Source organism: Rhizobium rhododendri (assembly GCF_007000325.2).
GTDB lineage: Bacteria > Pseudomonadota > Alphaproteobacteria > Rhizobiales > Rhizobiaceae > Rhizobium > Rhizobium rhododendri.
This window is the reverse complement of record NZ_CP117268.1, coordinates 360,522-385,587: the sequence shown is the minus strand read 5'-3', so window position 1 is coordinate 385,587 and position 25,066 is coordinate 360,522. Positions and strand designations below refer to the sequence as shown.

Genomic DNA, 25,066 nt, shown 5'->3' with positions numbered 1-25,066 from the left:
TCCGCATCACTATCGCCAAAAGGTGCCAATCCATCGCCTCCTGGCCTTGGATGAGTGATTGAAAAGAGATTGCAGAAAACTCGAATATGAGGGCTTTACCACCAGCATTCGTCGCATCATATCCTTCTCCAAAAGGAGAATGATTATGGCTGTTTCACGCGCCTATACGCCGACTGAAGCTGCAGCTCTGAGCGAGATCGCAGTGAAGTCGGTGCACAACGCGATCGACAAGCAAATCATTGCGCAGTTTATCGGGGGCGAAGGGCGTACGCTCAATAATGACGATCTGTTGCGGCTGAAGCTTTGGTATGGGGTAGGGTCAATCCTATCTGCCGAGCGCCGCAAACGACTGTTCGACACCATCGAACAGAACCCCGACGCGGATACGGTACGGGCGGACGACTATCTCATCGTGGATGTTGCGCGCGCCCGTAAACAGTTAGCAGCACGGGCTGAATCACTGAGGCAGGCAGAGCAGGTGATACAAATCGTCAAGGGAGTCATGGGTGGAGAGCCAGTTTACAAAGGGACCCGCATTCCAGTGAGAATGATCGCCGCGATGAAAGCTCAGGGGGCTAGTACATCGGAAATTCTTGAAGGCTATCCGTCTCTCAGCCCAGGAATGGTTGAGTCTGCTGAAATCTGGGCTGCCGCCCATCCGGCAAGGGGACGGCCGCGAAAGCTGTCTGAACTCGGATTGAAGGCGACATCCACAAAGCGTTTGCGTGTTGGGACGACTTCCAATTCGTCCGGCTCGGCATCGTGAAATTTATGATCGACGAATGCCTTCACACGTCGCTCGTTGCCGTGGCCCAAAGTGCCGGCCACGACTGCTCCCCTGTCAACTGGCTGGGTTTGAGCGGCGAAACGGACTGGGATAATGCCGCGGATCGTGGCCGAGGATTTCACATTCGTAACGAACAACACTCGCGACTTTCGCAAGCTCTATGCAAAAGAAGAGTTTCATGCGGGCTTGGTGATCATTGTTCCGCAGGTCCTACCGGCCCTACAACAGGAATTGTTCGCGCTCATTCTGGAAGAATTCGTCGTGGGGCAGGACTTCGTCAACGAAGTCATCGAAGTGACCATTGAGGGCGAAGACAGCGCGGTGCTCACCTGCTATTCGCTTCCGAAAGTCTGAGCGCAGCCTCCGCCACAGTCCGCCAATCCTGAAGAGATCGATAGGCATCCCGACCAAGGGGTAAGGGTCCTCGTGACGCAACTGTCTCTCTGATCTGGCTGCCTTATATCAAAAAACCTTACCGAAATGCGTAACGCACGATTATGGGTTTCATACCAGTCCCACTCGAGGTTTACAGTTTCGCCTTTGAATACAAGTTTGCCCGACCATGCTGCTAGAAAAGAATATTTCTCTCCGGCGATCACCATGACGTGTTGGTGCCAGGCGCGCTTGTTGCCGCCAGGACTCGGTGAACGCGATTTATCTTTTAGATAAACGCCGTAGCTCTCAATTTCGGCTTTCTCAAGACCCTGACACCTAGTATCCGGAACCCGAGGGACGCTTATATCGACTATTCCTACTATAGCAACCTATACGACAAACCTCCGTTCAGGAATTGCCGTCGAGCCTCACATTGCGACAGGGTTTGTCGTGCAAAAAATGACCCTGTTGCATGGCGAACTTTGCCCCGCGACCGACCTGAGCGGAAATCATGGGTAGCGAGCGATTTTTACGCTCTCTGCCTCTTCGGCCGCACGACGAAGGCGCTTTGCCGCAGAAAGCTTTCTGTGAAGGTCCTAAAACGCACTTGGAACAGCGGGGTTACTGACGCTCATTGTTTATACAGAAAACTATAGGGCTGATGGGAGGACGCACGACGGTGAGCCAACAGACACCATTAGACACCAACAACCAGTCGATGCCGCAACGGATCCTCGGCTATGCTCGCATTGCGAGGACGAGCAATGTGAGGACACACAATTAGCTCCGGACAAGTACGTGTGGCACCGTGAGGAAAACGTGCGAACCAGCAGTGCCAGTTCCGTACAGCGGCATGGGACGCCTGCGCAGTAAAGCTTCACGCCACAGGTTCTATTAACGATGTACAAAGTAACATCGCGCAGTGGGGGTTTCCCTTTGCGTGAGTGCTGAATATTTCATATCTCTTGGATGAATTTTGCAGATGGTAAACGGGCAATACTACTGTCGTTAGGTGATCCAGGTGAAAGCCACGAGATTGAAAACACTCTTCGCGCAAGAAACCCTTCCGCCGTCTATTAAAAAGTCTTTCGTCGACACACTTTTCATGCAGACAGAGACGCTGGTCACGGGCTGGGTTTCGCAATGCGCGGTCTGTCTGCTCGGCTACTTCAACCTTGGCCGCAGCGAATTCCTATATCTGATCGCTGTCCTAACTCTCATTCTCGCCGTGCGGATGTGGGACTCGTCCAACTTCAATAGGCAGATGGCCCGCAAACGCGGGTATGAGGTCACGGACGCCCAGATCCGTATCTGGAGAGCCCGCTATATCATCGGTTCCTGCTCCACGGCCCTTTGCCTGGCTTTTATCTCCTGTTTTACCGTCTGGATCGATCCCGGTTCCCTTGCCACGCTCGCTGCAATTGGTCTGGCGCTCGGGACATTGAACTCGGTGGTCGGCAAGAACTTCGGCGACAAGTTTAACATCGACGCTCTCGTCTTCATCACCTGCGCGCCCATGATGTTAACTTTGGCACTCAAGGGTGTCTTGGCGAATGATAAAATCATGGTCGTCACGGCCCTTCTGCTCCTTCCCGTCATGCTGATTGCACGCCAGATGGCGCGCCAGGTCCGTGGAATCCTGTACAGCAGTTTGACCAACCTTCATCACGCCAATGCTTTTCGGAAGCTGTTCGAAGCGGCTCTGAACTATATGCCTGGCGGCCTCATCATGATCGACGACAACGACAAGGTCTCCATCATGAACTTCAAGGCCGCAAGAATGTTTGGCATCCCGGACCAGGCGGCGGTTGTGGCCAACAGGACGCGCCTTTTGCGACTGGTCACCCTTGGCATGGTCAGCAATCAACTGACCCGTGGCGAAGCGTCCGAGTTAAGGGCGGCAATTGGCGACCTCATGGGTGGCGACTCGGCCTCAAAGACGGTCAACATCGGTGACAAGCATATCCAGTTGACCGTCAACAAACTACCCACGAGAACCCCGAAAGAGGATGAGGCCATTGGCGGTGCTGTCCTTATTTGCGAGGACGTAACACTGAGGGTCGAGGCCTATGAGAGAGCCAGGCTCAATGCGAACTTCGACCACCTGTCCGGGCTGCCAAACCGCCGTTACCTGATCGAACAGATCAACGAAGCCGTGCAAGGGATGGGCGATGAAGAATTGATCGCCATCGGGCAACTCGATATCAACAAGTTCAAGCTCATCAATGACAATTTTGGCCACGCGACGGGCGACGCCGCCATTCGCAGTGTTGGCCAGGCGATCAACGCGCTCGAGACCGAGCGCATGCTGCGCGGGCGCTGGGGCGGCGACGAATTCATGATCGCGATTTTGGGCCTCAAGGATGAGCGCCATATCAAGGAGGAGCTAGACAAAATCTTCACGCGACTTTGCCGCCGTTATGAAATTGCGGACGATGGCGACAATGATGACGGTGTCGTCATGCAGCGCGTGAGCAAGCTTGATATCAAATGTTCGGGCGGCGTGGTCATCTGTAGAAAGGACTCGTTCGTCCTCGAAGATGCTATGAAAAAGGCCGATGTCGCGCTTCTGACAGCCAAGAAAGAGCCTGATATCGGCTGGTTGCAATTCGATGAGGCGATGGCTGCAGAGTATCACAAGGAACAGAAGCTGAAGGATGACTTCAGGATCGCCCTGCGCGAGGGTTACATCACGCCAGTCTACCAGCCAATGTACACGCCCGACGGCGCCAGGCTGGTCTGCTGTGAGGCGTTGGCGCGCTGGCACCACCCGGAACTCGGTAGCATCGTGCCGGCGCGATTTATTCCCATCGCCGAGCAATACGGGTTTATTCACGAGCTGACAGTGTCCATGATGAACCGTGCCTGCAGGGATTGCGCCGGGTGGCACGACCCGACCATATGCGTGTCGGTCAACCTGAGCGCCGTTGACCTTGCCAACCACAGGATACTCGACGTCATAAAAATTGCGCTTACCAGTGCGAAACTTGACCCGCATCGACTGCAAATAGAGGTGACAGAAAGCGTTTTCGTAAAGGACCGCGGCCAAGCCGCAGGCGTCCTGCGCAATCTGCAAGATATGGGGATCAGGATCGCCATTGATGATTTCGGAACTGGGTATTCCAACCTGGCGCTCATCAACGACATGCCACTTGATAAACTGAAAATAGATCGGTCGTTTGTCGAGAACATTGTCACGGATCAGCGTGCCAGAACGTTTTTCACCTCGATGGTCACCTTTACCAAATCCCTTGGGTTCGGGATCGTGGTTGAAGGGGTGGAGACGCTCGAGCAGCTTAATATTATACAGATGTCCAATGTCGATCTCATTCAGGGCTATTTGTTTGGGCGGCCGATGGTGAACGACGACATCAATGCGCGCATAGATGAACTCCTGGCGATTGACAAAGGGCAGACGGGAAAGAAAGTTGTTCGGATCAAAAAGCCTTGATGCCGCCATCGGTGGTCGTATTTGCTCAGATGCACGCACTCGCCTGCCATGATTGAGCGAAGAGAGGTCCGGTCAAAGGCGGCATAAAAAGCCTTATATTGCGTCCGATTGACCTTTTGTCAGACACGATATCGGGGCATCCACGATGACGCGATTTGCCTGTTAGAACAAAAAAACCGACCTGTGCGGTTAACGGGTGTCGCAGGCAATGTTGGAACGAAAGATCTAACGCGCGATCAAAATTGCGGCTTCAGCCGACGGAATGACCGAAACGGATTCCACACCCTCCGGCGGCGTGCTGAAAAGGCGTTTGCGTTCTGAGCTCAGGGATCTGAAGAAAGGAAGTCGACTCAGGATGGAATCGCTGTTTTCGAGTTTTCCATTGGCGTAGAGATCCACTTCATGGGCGAACCAGTCGACCTTCTGGCTGCCTCTCCATTTTTTCATGCCGTAGTAACGCTTATAAAAGCCTGCATGCTCCGGACGAATAACGGACAGCGTGAAGTCTGCGTCGAAAAAGATGCATGCCATCGCCGTCAGCCGTATCGTCATGAAGGGCAGAAATGGAAGGATACCGGACAGGTATGAATCGGCGCAAAAGCGACTGGAATCGATAAATTTGAAACCTCTGTCAAAATGGGAATCCAGAGCGCCGGGAAAATGCGAATTCGTTGGACAAGTTCGCTCTGTGGGTGTCGCGAAATGAATGCGAAGCGAGCTCGCGAGACGATCCTCGAAATAGAGGCCGAAAATCTGGGCATTCGGCGAACTGTCATAGGCGTCCGCGCTCTGATGGGACGCATCGGACTCGATCAGTTCTTCGCGCCGATAGGCGTTGTATCGCAGGCGGAAAATCTCTTCGAGATCGTTACCGGCGACGACGCGTCGGTATTCAATCCGATTGAGTGCGGCAAGTCCTTGAGCCGCAAAGCTTGTCGTGGCAGCCAGAGGGTGTAAAGATTTATTGCGCACCGTCATCGTCTTTTCCTTTGCCCCCAAAAGATCCTAACGATTTATTAAAATCATAACAATCCTCGTCGCGATCGATCGCCTCCACCGTTCACAATATGGTTAATTTGCAAAGGGCCGCGAGCCCCTCGCCACGCAACTTTAGGTTGGCCGCCGGCGTCGATGGCTTGCATTTCTGCTGGTTTCGCAGTGAACGGGCGGCAACAGCAAAACGAGGGCTGCGAGCCGTGCGGGCTTCCACCAGTTTCACACTCTGGTTGTCGCGCGACGGAATAGACGTGCGCCCTATGTACCGGGAACGTTGATGTGGCCGAGTTGGATACCATTCAATACCAGACCCGCCAACATTGGCAAAGCGAGATGGCAGTCGCGGTCTTCACACCGCCAATCTTTTGACATGCTTTTTCGACGGAACGGAAATTCCGGCAAACTGTGGGAAAGGTACGGCGACCTATTGAAACTGCTTGTATTCGATCCTGAAACGATCCGGGACTGTTACGGGAGAGCTCTGTCTTATGATATCGAACACCGCGCCATAACCGCTGTCGCAGACGATCCTCTCGAGCTCCGCATTGGCAAGCATGGCCATGGTCGCCAAATCGCTTTCCGTAACCAAGGCCTCGTCGCTCAGCTCCAGGAATACCACGCAGTCTCCAAAGCTCTCACACCTGAACGTCGCCACCGCCTCTCGCGAATCCTCGGACAGCTGATAGTCGACGCGATCGACATGGGCAGCGTCCGCATAGGAGATCAGTCGCAATTCAATGTCGACGTTCCTGCCGGCTTTAAAACAGGCGCTCATAACTGTCCTTGTGTATCAAAGATGGTGTCGACAAGATACAGGCGTATCCTGCTAAAAACGACGATGCAAGCTCGAGTATTTTTCTAGCAGCTAATACTAAGCGGACCAATAAGAGCGCCGGCCCTTATTCGCCCTATAGTTAACCAAATATTACTCGATGATACAACTGTTCACAAATCGAACGGCCGTTGCCAATTAGTCTTGACGTCATTCGCAGTCACGAACCCGATCTCCGATGCCGCTGAAGACTGATAACGTCGAAATTGTTTCGCGCCGGGTTGCAAATGTCGTCAACCCTCGTCCCGCGCTCTCCGTCTCATAGCGCCAGGCAGGGTGCCAACGCGTCGGCAAAGCTCTCTTGTTTAACATGGAAGAGCATCGTCCATTTAAGATCTGCCGAGGCCGACAGACGAAACACACACCTAAGACGTGCAGGCATGGCAAATTGTGACTGACGATCACGCTGATTGAGACGTTGAGACGTTGAGGCAGCATCAGATCGCTGCCCTGACTTTGCGGGTTGTCGCAACCGCTGTCCGCAAGAGCGTCCGCATCAGGGATTTTCCCCTATCGATCGCCGTCACCCTTTTAGGTTGTCTATCCTCCGGTGTGAGTCAGAGCCCAGAAATGACCCTATCAACGTGAGGAATAACAAGCGTTTTATCATGCGTATCGGCATCGGGACCCCTAGCCGATTTACAGCCTGACTGCGCTGCGCTAGACACGCTACCTTGAAGCAACCTCATCACTATAGCCCTTCTAGGCGGGTATGATTGCAGTTGCCATGCTGGCCGCATTGAGATGCAGTATGCGACAGTCGTTTTGTATGGCGCAAAACTTCCTCTGGTCCAAGCGGGCCGCCATGGCCCATATAAAAGCGCCTCTTCCCGCCCTCTACCATACGGTTTAATTCTCGGGCCACTGCGTGTGGATCGTCTTCGAAAGGCGGACGTATCGCACGGCCCGTGAACGCCACGCCTCCTATGAGAATTCCAGATGCGAGCAGGTCTCCGACCAGGACGTCCTGCGACCCCAGCTCCACAGAGATCGAACCTGCGGTGTGACCTGCCGTGTGGCGTACCAGTCCGTCGACGCCAAAGTTCAGGAGATTTACCGTCTCGCCGTTGGTCATCAGCATGTCGGGCTCGAAGCCTTCATAGGGCTGATGAGGGGCAGGCGTCCTAAAAAACAGCTTTCCCACCAGACCGGTCGGACAGTAGGTCATGGGACGCCGGCGGGTGTAGAAATCGACATCGTCCGCGTGCGCGAGGATTGGCGCACCTGACAGCGCCCGAAGGCGGGCGGCGCTCCCGGCGTGATCCGTATGGGCATGGGTGACAACTATCAGCTTGATGTCACGAAACGACAATCCGTGCCGGCCGAGAACCTGGCCGATCTTGCCCTCCGATCCGGGTATTCCGGCGTCGACGAGGATGCACCCGGCCTCGCAGCGAATGACGTGCGCATTGACCATCTTCAGGGGCAGAATGGGAATGCGGATAATCTCTGTTTCGAACATGGTGGTATCCTCGTGGTCGCTTGCCTAGCCCCAACAGTCGACGCGGCTGGGTCGAAAATATCTGCATGATCAAAACAGCGAACGGATTGGGACCTTGGCCATGGCAGTAGCAAAGGTTCGGATCAATCCGGCCAGCTCCCGCGGCGCTTCCAGCGGAGAAAGGTGACCTACCCCCGGAAGAATGTGCAATGTCGCTTGCGGGATGCGCGGTAGCAGTTCCCTCTGCAGGACGGACGGAGGGTCAACCTGATCGAGTTCACCGGAAATTACCAGCGTCGGGACCGTCACATCGACAACAGCCTTCGTGATGTCCTCCTGGCTGGCGGCGAGCGGCCACGCCGCCTTGGCGGCCGGAGCGCCGCGCATGCTGTCGGTGATCACGCGGACGAGATCGTCAGGATCAAGCGGGCTGCCTGCAAGGACTTGCTCGACCGTTGCGATGACGCTCTCGCGGCTTGTATACGCACCGACCATCCCCTCTCTCACTTCCAGCGGCAGGCCGAGTGGCGACGGCGGCGATGGGGCGACCAGTATCAATCCGACCAGCCCTGTTGGCTGGCGGGCGGCAAGAAGCTGCGCAACCTTGCCGCCCATGGAATGTCCCACCACGATGTATCGATCGAGGCCCAGCACATCGATCACACCAGAGGCATCGTTCGCAAGGTCTTTCAGGGCGTATCCGTCATCGGGCGCATCCGACTCGCCCCAGCCGCGCTGGTCTATCGCGACCGTGCGATAGCCGGGTGGCGGAGCGTCGATGACGTGCCGCCACGTCCGCGACGAACCGCCCCAGTAGTGCAGAAAGACGAGAGCCGGTGCACCTACACCGCGGTCCTCGACATGGAGTCGTATGCCGTTCGAATGGATGTCCATTGCAATAGTCCTTCTATCTGAGGTCGAGCGCCGTCGCGGAAGCCTTCGGTTAAGCGGCAGCCTTGAGGATGAAGTTGGCCACGACGTCCGGATGCGAAAGCATCGGCACATGGCTGGCATCGACATGGGCAACAGTGGCGTTCATACGGGCCGCCATTCGCTCCTGTTCCACGGGCAGGATGGCCATGTCCTGGTCGCCGATCAGGTAGTAGGTCGGCCGGGTGCGCCATGCGGCCTGGGTCAGCGTCCCGCCAAGCGCTGCACCGTTGACCGGTCCCTGGGTGGCATATAGAAGCGCCTGCTCTGCGGCATCGAGGTCCTGTGCGAAGAGCGTCGAAATGCCCACTTGCGTCAGTTTCAGGAAGCCTTCCGCGTCCGGACGGATTTCACCGTTCAGCGGCGCTGCTTCGAACTGTGCGAAGAGCGAACCGGCGGATTCCCCGCCGTCGGGCGCGAATGCGTCGACGTAGACAAGGCTCGCCACCTTCGGATCGTTCCCGGCTTCGCCAATGACTGCGCCGGCATAACTATGGCCGACCAGTATGACCTCGCCGTCGGCCAGTGCAATCGCACGGCGGACTGCTGCGACGTCTTGTTCGAAGCTTGTCAGCGGAAGCTGCACGGCCGTAACCGTGCGATTAGTAGCTGCCAGCAGCGGGATGACCTTGTTCCAGCAAGAACCGTCTGCCCATGCGCCGTGAACCAGAATGACGTTGGAAACCATTGTATTTCTCCGTGATGATTTGGGTATGAATTTTGAGGTTGAGGATGGGTGCGATCAGGCATTCCAGCCTGAGCACCGGATGACGGAGCAGAAATTGCCGCGGCAGAAGTGCGGCTCCTTGCCGGCAATGACGTCCGCCTTGACGTTGCCGAAAGTCGTATCGGGTTTATGTTTGATGCCGTCGTAGAAGGCCTGAATGATATCTTCCTTGAAGGCGGGTTTGCGCGGAAACGCGGCGACTACGGCTTCGCGGATGTCGTCGGCATACTGGTCGTAGGTCAGACCGAGGACGTCCATCTCGACACCCGCCGTAGTCAGCGCAATGACGGGGTGCATGAACTCGGGCACGCCCGGTGTCGTGTGCAGGGCGATGCCAGTCCAGACCTTCTCGATATCGGAAGGATCGACGTTGTGGGCCGTCAGAAAATCGCGGGCAGCGTTTGCACCGTCAACTTCGAACCGTAGGTGAGGGCTACTGTGCGATGGCATCAGACCCACGTCGTGGAACATCGTCGCGGCATAGAGTAGTTCGCGATTGACTGTGAGACCGCGCTTTTGGCCGGCGATCGCGCCGAAGAAGTAGACGCGGCTTGAATGGTTGAACAACAGTTCGGTCTCGGTGTCCCTGACGAACTCGGTGACGGCGCGGCAAAGCGCGCTGTCGGGAATCGAGACCCCGTCGATCTCCGGCTTCGAGAAAAGTGCTTCTGATATCGTCGACGTTTTGCCTTGTGCCATGTCTTCTCTCCGTACCTGCAGACACGCCTCCGCCATCCCAAAATCGGGGTGGTTGCGAGCCTTGCGATCGTTTGTTCGTTGAACGCCTTGTCAGGGCTGAGGCGGCGTTGTGTTCCGCCCCTCCTTGATCGCAGATGGGCGTTCTGACCGCAACGACGGCGGACATTGAGAAACTGCCAACTGTGTGTGATAACCTGCCTCAGCGTAAAATTTGCGATCGGATGGTAGGCCATGGCAATAAGGGAGGTGGCAGTGGTCATTCATGACGGGGTTCAGGCGTTGGACGTCGCGGGACCGCTCGATGTGTTCGCCGCAGCCAATGGGTTTCTTCCGGCTGAAGACCACTATCGATGCCTGCTGGTGGCTGGGAGCAAGACACCTGTCCAAAGTTCGAACGGCATGTGGATGATGCCCGATCTCGACTACGAAGAAGCCAGTCGCGAATTCAATACGGTGCTGGTTGCTGGCGGACCCGGTCTTCCCGGTAGAGCGCCAGACGACGCTATGTCGGCCTGGCTCCAAAACTGGGGAACACAGGCCGAGCGCTACGGCTCCATATGCAACGGCACATTCGCGCTCGGGCACGCCGGTCTTATTGACGGCCGGACGGTGACCACCCACTGGATATGTTCAGCCCAGCTTGCAGCCATGTTCCCGACTGCTCGTGTGGAGCATGACCGGATACACGCCCGTGACGATCGCCTCGTGACGTCGGCAGGTGTCACGGCAGGGATAGACCTTAGTCTCGCTCTCGTCGGCGAAGATCACGGATCTGCGGTATCGCTGGCATGTGCCAAAGGCCTCGTCGTCGTGGCTCAACGCCAAGGCGGCCAGTCCCAGTTCAGTCCGCTGCTGCGAGCGCCAGGCGAGACGGTCACGCCACTGGCCAAGGTCCAGGCTTATGTCATGGAGCATGTCGGCGAGGCTTTCCCGGTCGAGCGGCTTGCTGAGATCGCAGGTGTCAGCTCGCGCAGCATCGCGCGAATGTTCGTACGGGAGATGGATATAACGCCCCACGACTTCGTGGAGGGCATTCGAATAGATCAGGCGCGGAGCCTGCTCGAGGCAACCGACTATCCGCTCAAGGTCGTGGCGTTCGACTGCGGTTTCGGCAGTCCAGATCAGATGCGTAGTGCTTTCCAGCGCAAGCTCGGTGTGACGCCCCTACGATATAGGGAGAGTTTTAGGATTGCGTCATAAGAAAATTGACTTGAACTTTCCTCCAGGGTTCGCGTCGCTAGAGTGCGATGAAGGGCGACTAACGCGACAAACCTTGCGACACCCCGACAGCGCTCGCTATTCGGTCCTAACTGCCGCTAGAGCGATCGCCACCTGAAGACCCTGACACCTAGTATGAGGAGCCCGAAGCACGCTTATATCGACTATTTCTACTATAGCAACTTATACGACAAACCTCCGTTCAGGAATTGCCGTCGAGCCTCACATTGCGACAGGGTTTGTCGTGCAAAAAATGACCCTGTTGCATGGCGAACTTTGCCCCGCCATCAACCTGAGCAGAAATCATTTGTTTCCCGTCACGGTCTCGCCCTGACAAAGCGTTGCTCCCAGACCTCGCTTCCCCATTGGTTGCCGGCCCGCTCCTCTATGAGCGAGAACCCATAAGCTTCATAAAGATGCCTGGCCGCATCGAGCCCTCCAAAGGTCCAAAGATGAGTTTCGACGAATGCCTGAGCGTCTACGAAGTCCAGTGCTGCAGACAACAACTTTCGCCCGGCGCCGGTACCACGTATGCCATCATCGATGATGAACCAGCGCAGATGGGCGATGCCCGCCCCCAGATCTTCTCCGTCGATTGCGACCGATCCGACGATCTCCCCGTCTCGCAAAACTGTCCAGATCGCATTTTGCGGATTGTCCAGTCTGCCACAGAACTCAGCGAGACCACTCGCCACGACGCTCTCGAACCGCTGTCCGAAGCCCGATGTCCTGGTATAGTAGAGGGCGTGCATTTGCGTGATGCGGGCAATGAGACCTGGCTGGTATCCAGCGGCGATCCCAATGACTGGAGCGGGCACGGTCTTCCCGAGTGCCCCGGCGTAAAGTCGCAGCCCGTCCAGCACGATGCGGGCCTGTTGGGGGCGAAGATGGGCAAGAGCATCCGACACTTGCGCCCGCGCAAACGCATGGATGGCCGCAACGCGCTCCCTGCCCAAGGGCGTCAGTGACAGAAGCTTCACTCGCCCATCATCTCTTCCAGGATTCTCGCCCACCATGCGCGACACGATCAGCTTGCGCAGCAGGCGGCTCACGCTCGACTTTTCCAGCTTGAGAGCTTTGCCGAGTTCGACTGCGGTGGCGTTTCCTTTCTCAATCTCGATCAAGGCGTGCACCGCAGACGGAGGGAGTTCAGTACCGGCGAAAGACGCCCCCGTAAAACCCAATTCACGCACCAGATCGCGTGATGCCGCACGAACAGGATCAACAAGAGCAGAATGCTGAAGGGATACCATAGTCACACTCAAAAGGTTGCGTCATACAACTATCGTAACGTCCTAGGGTCGATTGTCAATGATCGCGTGCCCTGCAGTTGTGCACCTATTGTGCGTCTGCTCACACGGACGTCGCTGTCCATCTCGGCCGAACCAAGACCTCGGGGGCCGACCAGATGAAATCGTCTATCGAACTTGTCGGCCGGTCGAGAGCTCGGTGCGGGTTTCACAAAGTCCCGGACAAAGATTTCAGTAAGTCGCGGACACCGAATTCAGTAAGTTCGGGACAGCAAATTCAGTAAGTCGCGGACAGAAGGGACAGCGGATTTAGATCGAATCTCGTGAGCGCCGATCTGGCAATTTGTTCTCGTGTTTTAAGCGAGGATCTAATGCCTAGACGGAAGCAAGCGAGACATACTGATGTGAAAGACATTCGATCGATACTGCGGCTGACGTTCGAGCAGGAATTGTCGATACGCGCCGTTTCTGAGCGGCTGAAGATGAGCAAGACGTCGGTCTCAACGTATCTGCTGCGGGCGCGGGAGGCGGGGCTTGCAGCATGGCCACTTCCACCCGGTCTGGATGATGACGAGCTCCTGGAGCAGCGACTATTCCGGCGGATGGGGCGACCTCCTCGAGACAGCGAGGAACCGAACTGGCCGAAAGTGGCCAGCGAGTTGAAACGCAAAGGCGTGACGCTCAACCTGCTATGGCAGGAATACCGGGAGGTCCATCCGGATGGATACGGCTACACCTGGTTCTGCTGCCGATTTGCTGATTATGAGAGCCGCGCCAAACCCACCTATCGCAGTCGTCATGTGGCTGGTGTCGCGATGGAATGCGACTATGCCGGCCATACGATCCGATCATCGATCCGTCTTCTGGCGAGATCCGGGCAGCACAGATTTATGTGGCCGTGCTGAGTGCATCGCAATTGGTGTTCTCCTATGCCAGCTTCAGTCAGAAGCTGCCGGATTGGATCGAGGCGAACCAGCGAGCCTTCAGTTACTTCGGTGGGGTGACGAAGACAACGATCTGCGACAACCTCAAATCCGCGATTGCCAAGGCTCTCTGGTTCGAACCGACGTTGAACGCGACATTTGCTGCCTTCGCCGAACACTACGATACGACCGTATTGCCAGCACGGCCGCGGCGTCCTCGGGATAAACCATCCGCGGAGGGATCGGTTTTAATCGTCGAGAGGTGGGTTCTGGCCAGACTTCGAAACGACCGTTTCTTCAGCCTTGTCGATCTCAATATCCGCATCAGCGCTCTGATCGAGGACCTTAACACCCGTACGATGCGTCGGTATGGAAAATCCCGGCGAGCCCTGTTCGATGAGGTCGAGCGCTCCCAGCTCAAGCCACTGCCGCCAACGCCGTTTGAATACGCGGAATGGAAGGTCGCCAAGGTTCATCCCGATTACCATGTCGACGTCGACAAGACGTTCTATTCCGTGCCGCACGGTCTGATCGGCAGGAAGGTCGATATCAGGCTGACGTATCGAGCGGTCGAGATCTTCTTTGACCACAAGCGGGTCGCCAGCCACATCCGAAGCTCCCAGCGTTCCGGCCATATCACTGTCAATGAGCATATGCCGAAAGCTCACCAGCGCTATGCAAACACGACGCCTCACACGTTGCGCAAGGAAGCGGCGAAGGTTGGGGCCAATACTGCGATATTTATCGAGCGTCTGCTTAGCGATCGGCCGCACCCGGAGCAAGGCTACAGATCCGCTCAGGGCATTCTCTCCCTGGCGCGTCGTTACGAAACCGATCGGCTGGAATTGGCCTGTGAGCGTGCGTTGGTCATCAATGCGCTGACCTATTCGTCTGTCGCCAACATTCTCAGATCTGGTCTCGATCAGGCTCCTGCCGCAAGCGAGACCGTGAAGCCGGCACCGCCGCACGGCAATATCCGCGGCAAAACCTACTACCAATGAAAGGACATCTAATGCTGACACATCCAACACTGGACCAGATGAGTGCGCTTGGTCTTGCCGGAATGGCAACCGCCTATCGCGAACTTATCGAGCAAGTTCATGGAAATGATCTTAGCTTTGACGAACGGCTTGGCCTGATGCTCGACCGCGAGATCGCACTACGAACCGACCGACGGCTGACCAATCGGCTCGCCACAGCAAAGCTTCGATTTGCCAATGCCTCGATCGAAGACATCGATTTTAGATCTCACCGCGGCCTTGATCGTCGCAATGTCTTATCCTTGGCGCAGGGCGCATGGCTGAAGGCAAACGAGAACCTGATCCTGACAGGCCAAACGGGCACTGGAAAAACTTGGATCGCCTGCGCCTTTGCGAGACAGGCGGCCCGCCTCGACTACTCTGTCCTCTACGTTCGTATGCCGCGGCTCTTCGAGGATCTCGCACTTGCCAGGCTCGATGGACGCTTTCCGCGCCTTATCGACAAGCTGGCACGTGTTCAGTTGCTGGTGTTGGATGACTGGGGAACCCATACCCTGAATGACCGACAGCGCCTCGATTTGCTCGAAATCTTCGAGGAGCGATATCGAAGGAAATCGACCCTGATCACAGCTCAGCTTCCGGTGGCCGCCTGGCACGAAATGATTGGAGAAGCCACTTTGGCCGATGCGATTTTGGATCGCATTGTTCACAACGCCCACCGCATCACTCTCGAAGGCGACAGCATGCGCAAACGAAAAACGCCGACGCTCTTGACCGGCGACGAAATAACCGAACACAATCACGCGTAACAGCAACAAGGCAACCGGGATTCGATCGCATCCGTTGTCCGCGACTTAGCGAAACGCTTGTCCGCGACTTGCTGAAACCGCTGTCCCGATTTAGCGAAATCCGCAGCTCGGCGGCTCAGCTCCAGATCATGATATTTACCCTGCAGTTGTGAACGTTCGTTGAGAAGTGCGGGTATTCGGTGCCGAGCCGCCCATGGCGGTTTTTCGTGACTTCGGAGTAGACGTTCGACGGATTGCCTGGCCCTGACTTGCCTGCGCGCAGGCAAGTCAGGGCCAGGCCGTCGAGAAGTATACCGGAGGGGTTTCTGGTGATGGGGGTGAGGACTGGTACAGGCGCTGCGCCTGCCGTAATCTTCGTGATGATCGATGAAGGCAGGCACAGCGCCGACTGAACGGCTAATTCTACCCGGCGGCGCGCCCTACACCGTGCGGAACACGAATGCCGGGTTATTATGGCGCAGACGGGGCTTCACGTCCATGTCATGGCAGCTGCCATGGAGCAGATGAACACGATACTGGACGCTTTTTTCTGTGCGAGCGTTGCCGGGGACAAGTGCTGATCTGCCGATGCTGCGACCGCGGACAGATTTATTGCGCCGGAGGCTGCGCGCGTGTCGCCCGTGCCGAGCGGCGTCGGGATGTCGCCAGGCGTTATCAGACGAGCCGGAAGGGCCGCTTTGCTCATGCAGCCCGCAGCCGCCGATATCGGGCCCGCCACAATAAAGTGACGCACCATGGTTCACTCGCCAGCGATGCCGATGTTGATGTGATAGTGGCTTCGGTGACGACACCGAACGAGGCATCCGACCCTGCTGACACGCCGCCTTTGACCGAGCCTGCGATCCTTGAAGGATTGCCGACCGGCATTCTGGGGCATCATTGTCACTGGTGCGGCCGCTGGTGCTCACCTTTTGTCCGCAGTTTGGGCGGCGATAGATCGCCTCGATGCCCATCTTCTTCATCAGCGTGGCGATGTGCAGCCGCCCAGCTTCCAGCCCTTCTCCTCTCAAGAGCCCTTGCAACATCCGACTTCCGGCAAACGGGTGATCGAGATGCAGTTCGTCGATCCGGCGCATAAGGGCCAGATCACCGTCACACACCGGACGAGAACGATAATAGACGCTGCCACGGCTGAAGCCGAAAAGCTTTGCCTGGCGTGACACGGAAAGTTTGTGCTCGCGGTCGATCATTTCTTTCCGCCCAGCAATCCCGCCTTGCCAAGCGCACCGGATAAAAAAATCGTTCTCCAGTGTCAGCTCGCCGATCTTGGCGTGTAGTGTTTTGACATCGCCGGTTGGACCCGCCGGTTCCGCCTTAGCTTCATCACCGAAAACTCCTGTCGCCCCCTCAAGGAGCTGGTCTTTCCACTGCTTGATTTGGGTGGCGTGCACGTCGAACTGTTGGGATAATTCCACCAGCGTCTGCTCGCCTCGGATGGCGGCGAGCGCCACCTTTGCCTTGAAAGCCGGGCTATGGTTCCGGCGCGGTCGTCTTGTAATGGTCTCTCCTGTTCCCGACATCTAAGCCGAAGTCAGGCAAAAATTCCACTTATCCCACTGTGCAGATTTCCCGAGCCAGCTCTGTTCCCGTGTCTCATTTCTTCGAAGTAAGTGAGCCTATAATCGGAAAGCCGCTTAGCGAGAAAGACGAATTATTCCATTTTGTGGGTACTATCGAAGGTCTCGATCTCAACAAGTCCTTTGCCCAGATTGTCAACGAGCACGTTCGCTGGAAAATCCTGTCATTGGTAAAGGCAATCGCGAACGCCGAAAAATGCGAAATTAGGTAGCAAATGCCACCAAGTGAAGCCCGCGAGAGCGCCAGCCTAGGGACGACATCCGTCGTCCGGATCATCCGATGAACCGATATCCGACGGCTCAATTGCCTCCCGGCGATGCTCGAGTATCGCCGGTGAATCCAAGATGTCGCCAAGGTAGTCGATGTCGCCCTCTGTGACACCGCATTCTGAAAAGATGTCACGCCATCTTCCTATCCATCCGGCCATCTGGTTCCATTCGTGCCGGGCATCCTCTTTGGACATGCCGAAGTGCGGCGCTGCCGCCACGGCGTGTGCGATGCTAAAGTCGTTCCGGAACTTCGGACTCGAGGAGATCTGGATCGCCTGCTGGCCGAGACCGCTCATCTGGGTCGGAATGTCGAAAGCCAGCGACAGCAGCCATCCATCTTCGGCATGAAGAAAGGCATGGTTCTTCGTATGATCATCAGTATTGTCTATCATGATGTTGAATGCCATTCTGCGGAACAGTTCACGCTGCATGCAATGAATGCGGTCGGGAACGCCATGCCGCCGGATGATCGCAGCAATGGTGGCATAACTATCGTCCGCCTCCGGAGACAGCAGCGTGCGCGCTGAAACGGCATGCACGCGCTGGTCGTCTACACGGTCAAACCGACGAACCATCAGAATATGGTCGATCCCGCCGGGAATAACCCGTGACGACGCGACATGTAGGCCAGCTCGGCGGCCCAATTCCATGCAGGCATGCTCGACAAGGAGTTGATCCACGTTGCTGCCACGCGGAAATTTGGCGATCCACTCTCCTGCATCGTCTTCGATTAGCATCTTGGGATGGGCACCGCCCATGCTGCCGGCGCTCGCAATGAGTTGCCTTTCACGTTCGGTGAGAGGTTCACGTTCAAGGACGCGTGCAAATAGTGCCTCCGCCTCTTGGAGGGAATCCACACTCATCAGTGGCTGTTCGTTGACAGGGCGATACTCGTCGAAGCTGGAAGACATCCCAAGCGCACCAAAACGCCGGTCGCCCGCATACCAGAGCTTGTCGAGAGGACTCATGCGCGATGGGCGCGAGACGACCCTGATCATGCGCTCACCCCAGCGATCCGGCATGGCGTCTTCGATTGCTCCAGGAGCCACCATGTCCTTCAAGGGGGCATGCACCTTCTTGTCAAGGGTGAGGTCTGGAGACAGAGGAAATCCCGAACGCCTCCACTCGTCATCCAGTTCAAGAAGGCATCTCCGATTGCTCGCCTCAAGCTTCACCTGCCCAACAAGGCGCGGATCGAGCGGATTTTCAAGATACCAGACCGCAAGAGAATTTCCTCGGAAGTCGCCCATGCTACCCTCTCTTTCGGCTTGCCCGGTTCACGTCGATCATTATGGCGTACTCGTCCTCGCCAGGCTCGAGAAGCTCGGAAAGCTTTTCGGACTTTCCAAAAATCCAAAGCGCCACAGCATAAACACCTATAGACACCCTTGCATCGCCCGCCTCCATCCTGCGCAACGTGGGGATAGAAGTCCCCATTCGTGTAGCCATAGTCTTCAGACTGTCTCCTCTGCGCTCGCGGGCGATGCGCAGGTGAGAGCCAAGCGTCTCCAGCGCAACCAATGTCGCGTCAGTCAGGATCTCAAGCGACGCGGAGTTCTTTGACATGAACTTATATTTCCTCTTTAGGGTGATTTTATGAAAAAATATGTTCTTTTGGGCGAATACAAGAGCTATCGCTCATTCCGTCATTTGAACGGATTCCGACACGGCCTCATGCATTCCACAATACTACTTGTCGGCCATGTTGGTCAGGTCATGGAGCGGCTCGCACGCTCTAAGACGATCCCAAGGAAGTCGATGAGATTGTCGGTGGCAGTTGCTACCTAACACCGGAAAAATGAGCCATTTTTCACGCGAGGAATAGTCAGGATAGAGGCTATAATCTCTTGGCTATCTACCCAAATCTGGGTCCGAAAAGAATATGCTGCCGCAAGCAAATTAAAATGTCCTGAGCCGAACGTCTTGGTTTACAGCGTGGGGAACCGAAAATCGCCGATATGGAGAGAAATTATACCGGAGCTGCTGGGAGTGAATACATGGATCACGATTTTGCGTTCGTAATTTCTGGCGGCAAAGTCTATAGCAAAGCGGCTCGGCCGAAGTACCTCTGCTATGCGGATAGGGCCAACACTGTGTGTCAGCCGCACTTGAGTTCATCACGGCAATAGATCTGAACGATCTCATCGAAACTGGCATCTGGGACAAAGCAAAGATCCAGAGCGAGGCGTGCGTCAAAGGATTTGGGCCAGGAGCTGACAATCATGTGAATCGCCGGATCGGGCTCTTCGCGAATGAGGGCCACTGCATCGTCACCGGCAACCTTCCGCAAGGCTTCGATTTGGTCTTCCACCGACGCTGAGACGCCAGGCATCGTCAACGCCCGGACAGTGAGGTCCGGGCCCGCAACCTCTGCGGCCCTGATGAGGAAATCTACCGCCTTCCGCGGTGAAGCGAACCAATGGCGAATGTCGCGCGATACGGGGAGGACGGCTTCTTCGCCGTTCAGGGGCTCGCGGATGATGCTCGAATAGAAACTCGACGCCGCCTTATTGGGTTTACCGGGTCGCACGCAAATCGTCGGGAGGCGTATACTCAAGCCATCTATGATCCCGCGCCTGGCATAGTCGGCGACGAGAAGCTCCCCCATCGCCTTTTGTGCGCCATAGCTTGATAGGGGACGCGGGAGATAATCATCTGGAATGACATCCGGAAGTGGTGCGCCGAAAACCGCAATCGAGGATGTGAACACGAAACGCGGTCGGTAATCTTGTCCGATCGTGCGAACGGCATTGAGTAGCGCGCGGGTCCCCTCTAAGTTGACCCGGTAGCCTTTCTCGAGGTCGGCTTCCGCCTCTCCCGATACCACCGCAGCAAGATGAAAGATCACGTCAGGACGATACAACAGGATACGCTCTGCCTCTCCTTGGTCCGAAAAGTCAGACGTCAGAACATCGACGTTAAAGTTACCGTTTACACGCGCCGCCGGCACAATATCGTGAAGGGTAAACGCCGTGATGGCCTTTCCAGCAAGCTCTCCTTCGGCCGCAAGGCGCTCGGTCAGTCTTCGCCCGAGCATTCCAGCTGCTCCCAGGATGGCAATACGCATGACTACACTCCCATATAAAGTATCATGTTCGGCAACGGGTCGTAGCTCTTTGCCCATCGCCCATGCACATCTTAGTGGTGAAAGTGACACGTACACGCGCGTTTTCTCACGAGCTCTAATGTCTACTGCCCCGCGCAAACTCAGTTTGCGCTTATCCCCGCCGGGGCTGCCGCTACTTTTCTAAAGTACTTTTTCCTCAGCGACAACTTGGCAAACGCAATCCACAGCGACAATATCGCCCACGGTTCCCGTTTGTCGACATTCCAGCTTCATTTCGCGGTCGCGAGTCGCCAAGCTTGCCCTAGACGATTGCACGAGAAGACATTGCATCGGAATTCGTACGAAATTAAATCTTGGGGACTGGGGGTTGTGGTCTGGAGCATGGCAGCAAGAGGGCTGCGATTGGAAAGAATTCAAAGGTGTTTCCTTGGTGATTGCCGCCTCTACCTTCCGTCAGGTAGTTGATGACCGATACCTACGCCTTATTGTCCGTCGACGTTGTAGCCGCGATGTGGGCCACATCACGCGCGCTGTCTCGGGCGCTCTTCTCGGATTCCCGCGCGCTCTTTGCCGCGTTACGCGACAATTATCCGGGCGGGGATCCCTACGTTAATTACGAACGCAAGCGTGTGCTGCCAATCTCAACGTTATGGGCCGCTAGGACAAAGTCCGGTCTGAAAAAATCATCGAGAGGAAGGGCGACGATTGCGCCAAGCCCGCCTGCGCCAGTGGGCGCGCCACGATCCGTTTGCGCGCCGCCTTGATCCCGTTGACGAAGGGCACTGGCGAGGAATTGGCGAAATTCTGCAGCGCCGGGGCGGCCTCATGGGCGAAACGGGAGGCGGCATATTTGCTGTGACGGATGGTGATCTCTTCGAAATCCTCCACGCCCCATAGATTGCGGTTCTGGCAGACCGCTCGAAGGTAGAAGCTCGCCATGCCGAGCGTTTTGGCACCAACCTCGCTGTTCCAGGCATAGAATCCTCGGAAGAACAGGTCGGGCGACCCACCGGGCAGCTCGCCAGCCTCGATGGGGTTCAGATCGTCGACGAGGAACAGGAACACGTCGCGGTCGCTGGCATAGGCGTGGTGGTGTCCTTGGTGATATTGACGCGCGGATTATAGATCCCGGTCGACCAGTCGAGCACACCCGGCACCTTCCAGCGCGTGTAACCGGTGCCATTGCCGGCGATGCGCTGAACCGCTTCGACGAGTTCGTGATCGTAGATGCGACCGTAATCGACACCGGTTGACGCCCGCAGCTCGACGCGACCACCATCGGTTTCGAGCGTCTTGATCTGCTCGGCCCGATGCGAGGTCAGACGGTATTGCAGATTGATCCCGGCGAGCGCGGCGGGGAGTTGGCGCAAATAGGCGGCCGGCGCACCGACCTGGGCAGCGAGCTGTCCAAGACTCCAGTGCGTCGGCGCGATGGGCGCGTCTGCACCGGGAAGGATCAACTCCAGGCGCTCGGGATTGGTGCGGCTCGCCTCGACATGGATGAGCGCGCTTTGCACAACGCGGGTCCGGCTGCGTTCGGCACGATCACGCTCCATCCGAGCCAGTTCGCCAAGCGACAGGAAGCGCTCGTCATGAGGGCGGGAATACCATTCGGATGAGACGCGACCGACCTGTCGGCCACGGCTCTGATCAACCTTGAAGCCACCACTCTGATCACGGGGGGTGTCCAGTACCTGAATGTTCATAGGATCTACTCCAGGACGGGTGCCGGAAGCCTCTCTCTCGGCCCTCCCACGTCCACGAAGTGAGACGCCGCCTCTTACTCTGGAGGGATAGCGCACGACCGAAACGGACAAATGGAGAAGCCAAAGACATGAAGCCGGCACAACGTCCTTGGATAAACTTCGGTCCTCCGGCGACATTGAGAACCAAAGCTGCATGGGGTCAGCACGTAAAGTCGCAACCGACCGCAAGAGCATTTCTCCAGGCCTGCGTTCTCCCCTTGCCGTTATTGCCCCGCCTGCCCGAGTTTTTAGCGACGAAACGAGAAACGACGCTTCCACATTTTCCGAGCCAGGGACATTTGCCGGCAAGGACGAAGGCTTTCGCGCGAGTCGCCAGTCCGGCCCTATGGCCACGCTGGCGGATGCGTTTCATCTCAACACGCGCAGTCGATCATGTTCTCACCGACGGCGGTGACGGACAGGGTCGCAACGCGCTTCAGGTTTATGACGTTATGCTAACGAAGATTCCGCCGGATAAGCGCAACTATGATTGCGCATAGACTTGATATTTGCGCGTATCTGGGCATTCTTGCGCCTACTCCGTTAGGCGCAAGAAAAGCAACGAATCGTGGCGAACCAAATTCCTGAGGACGCATTTGCTGCGATCGAAGAGATCGTAAGCCAGCACACAGGTGCTATTCCAGCATCAGAGATTCTTCGCGCTCTGCAAACGCCTATCCCCCAACGCACCCTGCAATACCGGCTGAAACGGCTGGTATCGGATGATCGCTTGATTATGGAGGGCGAAGGCCGCTGGGCAAAATATCGCCTGCCCGACCACGCTTCGTCCCCTCCATCACCTGGCGAGGACAGGGTTTTCGACATTACACTTGCCGATGCAGCCAAATCAGTGCGCGATTATGTTCGACAGCCGTCCGAAGCCCGTAAGCCGGTCGGTTACAATCGCGAGTTTCTCAACAGCTACCGCCCGAACGTTACCTTTTATTTGACCCAATCCGAGCGCCTCCATCTGACGTCGGTCGGGCGGCTACAGGTCGCAGAGCAGCCAGCAGGAACCTATGCCAAGCATATCTTGAGCAGGCTTCTGATCGACCTTGCCTGGAACTCGAGCCGGCTTGAGGGCAATACCTATTCGCTGCTCGACACCAAGCGCCTCATTGAACTCGGTGAAGAAGCCGAGGGCCGAGCCCATCTCGAAGCGCAGATGATCCTCAACCACAAGGACGCAATCGAGTTCCTGGTCAGCGCAGCCGATGACATCGGCTTCAACCGCTACACGATTCTCAATCTACATGGTCTGCTAGCCAATAACCTGCTTGTCGATCCATCAGCTGTGGGAAGGTTACGCTACATAGCGGTCGGAATTGAGCGGTCAGCGTTCCACCCTCTGGAAGTGCCGCCGCTCATTGAGGAATATTTCGATCAGATCCTGGCCACTGCCGACGCCATCACCGACCCGTTCGAGCAAGCATTTTTCGTTATGGTGCAATTGCCCTATCTTCAGCCCTTTGACGATGTGAACAAGCGCGTTTCCCGCCTTGCCGCGAACATCCCGTTTATCAAGCATAACCTCTCGCCGCTCTCCTTTGACGACGTACCACGGCAAGCCTACACAGAGGCGGTACTCGGTGTTTACGAGCTAAATCAGATGGATCTGCTCAAGGACCTCTTCTTGTGGGCCTATGAACGCTCGGCTGCGCGCTATGCCGCTGTTCGCCAATCGCTGGGCGAGCCCGATCCATTCAGGCTTCGCTATCGCGCCGAATTGCGCGCGCTCGTCGCGACCCTCATCCGAGGGTGCACCCGACGTAAGGAGATCGCCCAACGCATCGCAGCTTGGGCGGCAGAGAAAGTCGATCCCGCCGATCGTCGGCGCTTCATCGAGATTACCGAAGCCGAAGTAACGGGACTGCATGAAGGCAATTTTGCGCGCTATCAGATCCGACCCTCGGAGTTCGCAGACTGGCGCAAAGTCTGGGAGGCGGAATGACCGACAGCTCTTACCCGATTATCGCCGCCGACGACTTCGCACGCCGATTTTCAATGCGGCCAGGTGGCCTACTGTGGCTACTTGGGGCTGGAGCGTCTGCCGCGGCCGGTATTCCCACGGCTTGGGACATGATCTGGGAATTCAAACAGCAAATTTATGTAAGTCAACGTCGCGTCTCGCCAAAAACCGTAGCCGACCTGGCAAATCCGGCGGTCCGTCGCTCATTGCAGAGCTTTATGGACGGCCTCGATCGGTTTCCACCAACAGGGGCTCCCGATGAATATGCGGCGTTGTTCGAAGCGGCCTATCCAAGCGAAAACGACCGCAGGACGTACATCGCGGCCAAACTCGCCGGTGCAAAACCGTCTTACGGCCACATGGCTCTGGCGACCTTCATGAGAGCAAGCCGCACCAAAATCGTATGGACCACAAACTTTGATCCGCTTGTCGCCGATGCATGTGCCAAGGTCTATGACGGGACGGGGCATCTGACCACCGTCGCGCTCGACGCTCCCGATCTCGCGCGAGACGTAATCAACGGCGAGCGCTGGCCTGCGGAAATCAAGTTACACGGCGATTTCCGATCGGCAGTAAGGATGACCGCTCGACTGCTGCCCAATGGGGAAGAATTATCAACATATCCAGCATGGCGGCATTGATGACTCCTGCGAAAAGACCCGACTATGGTGCCGCAAAGGCCGCGATGGATTGCGATGACAGCCTCTTTGGCGAAGGAGGTTGCGATGGATGGCATCACAGCCAACACGGTATCGCCCGGAACAATTAAAAGCGGCAGGCTAGACGAAGGCTTCCGCAAGGTAGCCGCCGCGCAAGGCCTTGCGCTGGACGCACCATGGACCGAAATCGAGAAAATAGTGCTGCCGATGTTTGCCTAAGTCCCCATGGGAAGGGTTGGAACACTTGAGGAGATCGCCGAAGCCATCGCCTTCCTCGTTAGTCCACGCGGCAGCTATATCACGGGAGCGAACCTGCGACTTGATGGCGGCATGTGGCTATGCCTTTGATTGTCGAGGCCTA

16 protein-coding genes and 5 pseudogenes are annotated in these 25,066 nt (G+C 56.6%); 9 read left to right on the top strand and 12 right to left on the bottom strand.

The genetic code is table 11. From position 1 onward, the window contains the following. The first annotated feature begins 142 nt into the window (after positions 1–142). The 3 genes and pseudogenes from PR018_RS19560 (at position 143) to PR018_RS19550 (ending at position 4,613) form a co-directional block, all read left to right on the top strand. A complete protein-coding gene (locus PR018_RS19560) occupies positions 143–766 on the top strand; it encodes a DUF433 domain-containing protein (RefSeq protein WP_142831747.1) in 624 nt (207 codons plus the stop codon). Next, positions 763–1,141: pseudogene (locus tag PR018_RS19555) on the top strand (DUF5615 family PIN-like protein). Before PR018_RS19560 ends, PR018_RS19555 begins: the two are co-directional and overlap by 4 nt. 1,042 nt (positions 1,142–2,183) lie before the next feature. Continuing rightward, positions 2,184–4,613 carry a putative bifunctional diguanylate cyclase/phosphodiesterase gene (locus PR018_RS19550; RefSeq protein ID WP_142831735.1) on the top strand — a complete coding sequence of 810 codons (2,430 nt, stop codon included), beginning with the start codon at positions 2,184–2,186 and terminating at the stop codon, positions 4,611–4,613. Positions 4,614–4,838: 225 nt separating this feature from the next. Here the strand turns inward: PR018_RS19550 and PR018_RS19545 are convergent, their stop codons facing one another. From PR018_RS19545 to PR018_RS19520, 6 genes are all read right to left on the bottom strand, one after another. Then, complete coding sequence (locus PR018_RS19545; RefSeq protein WP_142831736.1) at positions 4,839–5,591, bottom strand: N-acyl amino acid synthase FeeM domain-containing protein; 753 nt, start codon at positions 5,589–5,591, stop codon at positions 4,839–4,841. 442 nt (positions 5,592–6,033) lie between these two features. Then, positions 6,034–6,384, bottom strand: coding sequence for a hypothetical protein (locus PR018_RS19540; protein ID WP_142831737.1), 351 nt, complete (start codon positions 6,382–6,384; stop codon positions 6,034–6,036). Positions 6,385–7,132: 748 nt separating this feature from the next. Next, positions 7,133–7,903: an MBL fold metallo-hydrolase gene (locus PR018_RS19535; RefSeq protein WP_142831738.1), complete on the bottom strand. Its 771-nt coding sequence runs from the start codon at positions 7,901–7,903 to the stop codon at positions 7,133–7,135. A gap of 69 nt (positions 7,904–7,972) precedes the next feature. Beyond that, the gene (locus tag PR018_RS19530) at positions 7,973–8,776 is read right to left on the bottom strand and encodes an alpha/beta fold hydrolase (protein ID WP_142831739.1); all 804 of its coding nucleotides are present in this window, start codon (positions 8,774–8,776) and stop codon (positions 7,973–7,975) included. 49 nt (positions 8,777–8,825) lie between these two features. Beyond that, positions 8,826–9,500 (bottom strand): alpha/beta fold hydrolase, encoded by a 675-nt coding sequence (locus tag PR018_RS19525; protein ID WP_142831740.1) that lies wholly within the window; start codon positions 9,498–9,500, stop codon positions 8,826–8,828. A gap of 54 nt (positions 9,501–9,554) precedes the next feature. After that, positions 9,555–10,238, bottom strand: a complete 684-nt coding sequence (locus tag PR018_RS19520) for an HD domain-containing protein (RefSeq protein WP_142831741.1) — start codon at positions 10,236–10,238, stop codon at positions 9,555–9,557. Positions 10,239–10,469: 231 nt separating this feature from the next. Between PR018_RS19520 and PR018_RS19515 the strand changes: the two genes are divergently transcribed. Then, positions 10,470–11,438, top strand: coding sequence for a GlxA family transcriptional regulator (locus PR018_RS19515; protein ID WP_142831742.1), 969 nt, complete (start codon positions 10,470–10,472; stop codon positions 11,436–11,438). A gap of 335 nt (positions 11,439–11,773) precedes the next feature. Here PR018_RS19515 and PR018_RS19510 read toward each other — a convergent pair whose 3' ends face one another. After that, complete coding sequence (locus PR018_RS19510) at positions 11,774–12,709, bottom strand: bifunctional helix-turn-helix transcriptional regulator/GNAT family N-acetyltransferase (RefSeq protein ID WP_142831743.1); 936 nt, start codon at positions 12,707–12,709, stop codon at positions 11,774–11,776. Positions 12,710–13,077: 368 nt separating this feature from the next. Here PR018_RS19510 and istA point away from each other — a divergent pair. Further along, positions 13,078–14,630, top strand: a pseudogene (gene istA, locus PR018_RS19505) (IS21 family transposase). 11 nt (positions 14,631–14,641) lie between these two features. Further along, entirely contained in the window at positions 14,642–15,418 is a 777-nt protein-coding gene (gene istB / locus PR018_RS19500; protein WP_111221724.1) for an IS21-like element helper ATPase IstB, read from the top strand. A gap of 920 nt (positions 15,419–16,338) precedes the next feature. Here the strand turns inward: istB and PR018_RS19495 are convergent. The 5 genes and pseudogenes from PR018_RS19495 to PR018_RS19475 form a co-directional block, all read right to left on the bottom strand. After that, positions 16,339–16,938: pseudogene (locus PR018_RS19495) on the bottom strand (IS3 family transposase); the annotation flags it as partial. A gap of 305 nt (positions 16,939–17,243) precedes the next feature. Beyond that, the gene (locus tag PR018_RS19490; protein WP_142832374.1) at positions 17,244–18,515 is read right to left on the bottom strand and encodes a type II toxin-antitoxin system HipA family toxin; all 1,272 of its coding nucleotides are present in this window, start codon (positions 18,513–18,515) and stop codon (positions 17,244–17,246) included. 1 nt (position 18,516) lies between these two features. Continuing rightward, positions 18,517–18,831 (bottom strand): helix-turn-helix domain-containing protein, encoded by a 315-nt coding sequence (locus PR018_RS19485; protein WP_142832375.1) that lies wholly within the window; start codon positions 18,829–18,831, stop codon positions 18,517–18,519. A 532-nt stretch (positions 18,832–19,363) separates the two neighbouring features. Then, positions 19,364–20,332 (bottom strand): D-erythronate dehydrogenase, encoded by a 969-nt coding sequence (gene denD, locus PR018_RS19480; protein WP_142832376.1) that lies wholly within the window; start codon positions 20,330–20,332, stop codon positions 19,364–19,366. A 732-nt stretch (positions 20,333–21,064) separates the two neighbouring features. Then, positions 21,065–22,038: pseudogene (locus PR018_RS19475) on the bottom strand (DUF932 domain-containing protein); the annotation flags it as partial. A 607-nt stretch (positions 22,039–22,645) separates the two neighbouring features. Between PR018_RS19475 and PR018_RS19470 the strand changes: the two are divergent. From PR018_RS19470 to PR018_RS19460, 3 genes and pseudogenes are all read left to right on the top strand, one after another. Beyond that, entirely contained in the window at positions 22,646–24,028 is a 1,383-nt protein-coding gene (locus tag PR018_RS19470; protein WP_162854795.1) for a Fic family protein, read from the top strand. Next, complete coding sequence (locus tag PR018_RS19465) at positions 24,025–24,687, top strand: SIR2 family protein (RefSeq protein WP_224129420.1); 663 nt, start codon at positions 24,025–24,027, stop codon at positions 24,685–24,687. Before PR018_RS19470 ends, PR018_RS19465 begins: the two co-directional genes overlap by 4 nt. Continuing rightward, positions 24,639–25,053, top strand: a pseudogene (locus PR018_RS19460) (SDR family NAD(P)-dependent oxidoreductase); the annotation flags it as partial. The gene PR018_RS19465 and the pseudogene PR018_RS19460, both read left to right, overlap by 49 nt. Positions 25,054–25,066: the final 13 nt, after the last annotated feature.

Excerpts from the sequence above, each read along its gene's own strand:
- PR018_RS19545 (WP_142831736.1), bottom strand. The coding sequence starts at position 5,591 with ATGACGGTGCGCAATAAATCTTTACACCCTCTGGCTGCCACGACAAGC.
- PR018_RS19540 (WP_142831737.1), bottom strand. The coding sequence starts at position 6,384 with ATGAGCGCCTGTTTTAAAGCCGGCAGGAACGTCGACATTGAATTGCGA.
- PR018_RS19535 (WP_142831738.1), bottom strand. The coding sequence starts at position 7,903 with ATGTTCGAAACAGAGATTATCCGCATTCCCATTCTGCCCCTGAAGATG.
- PR018_RS19530 (WP_142831739.1), bottom strand. The coding sequence starts at position 8,776 with ATGGACATCCATTCGAACGGCATACGACTCCATGTCGAGGACCGCGGT.
- PR018_RS19525 (WP_142831740.1), bottom strand. The coding sequence starts at position 9,500 with ATGGTTTCCAACGTCATTCTGGTTCACGGCGCATGGGCAGACGGTTCT.
- PR018_RS19520 (WP_142831741.1), bottom strand. The coding sequence starts at position 10,238 with ATGGCACAAGGCAAAACGTCGACGATATCAGAAGCACTTTTCTCGAAG.
- PR018_RS19515 (WP_142831742.1), top strand. The coding sequence starts at position 10,470 with ATGGCAATAAGGGAGGTGGCAGTGGTCATTCATGACGGGGTTCAGGCG.
- PR018_RS19510 (WP_142831743.1), bottom strand. The coding sequence starts at position 12,709 with ATGGTATCCCTTCAGCATTCTGCTCTTGTTGATCCTGTTCGTGCGGCA.
- istB (WP_111221724.1), top strand. The coding sequence starts at position 14,642 with ATGCTGACACATCCAACACTGGACCAGATGAGTGCGCTTGGTCTTGCC.
- PR018_RS19490 (WP_142832374.1), bottom strand. The coding sequence starts at position 18,515 with ATGGGCGACTTCCGAGGAAATTCTCTTGCGGTCTGGTATCTTGAAAAT.
- PR018_RS19485 (WP_142832375.1), bottom strand. The coding sequence starts at position 18,831 with ATGTCAAAGAACTCCGCGTCGCTTGAGATCCTGACTGACGCGACATTG.
- denD (WP_142832376.1), bottom strand. The coding sequence starts at position 20,332 with ATGCGTATTGCCATCCTGGGAGCAGCTGGAATGCTCGGGCGAAGACTG.
- PR018_RS19465 (WP_224129420.1), top strand. The coding sequence starts at position 24,025 with ATGACCGACAGCTCTTACCCGATTATCGCCGCCGACGACTTCGCACGC.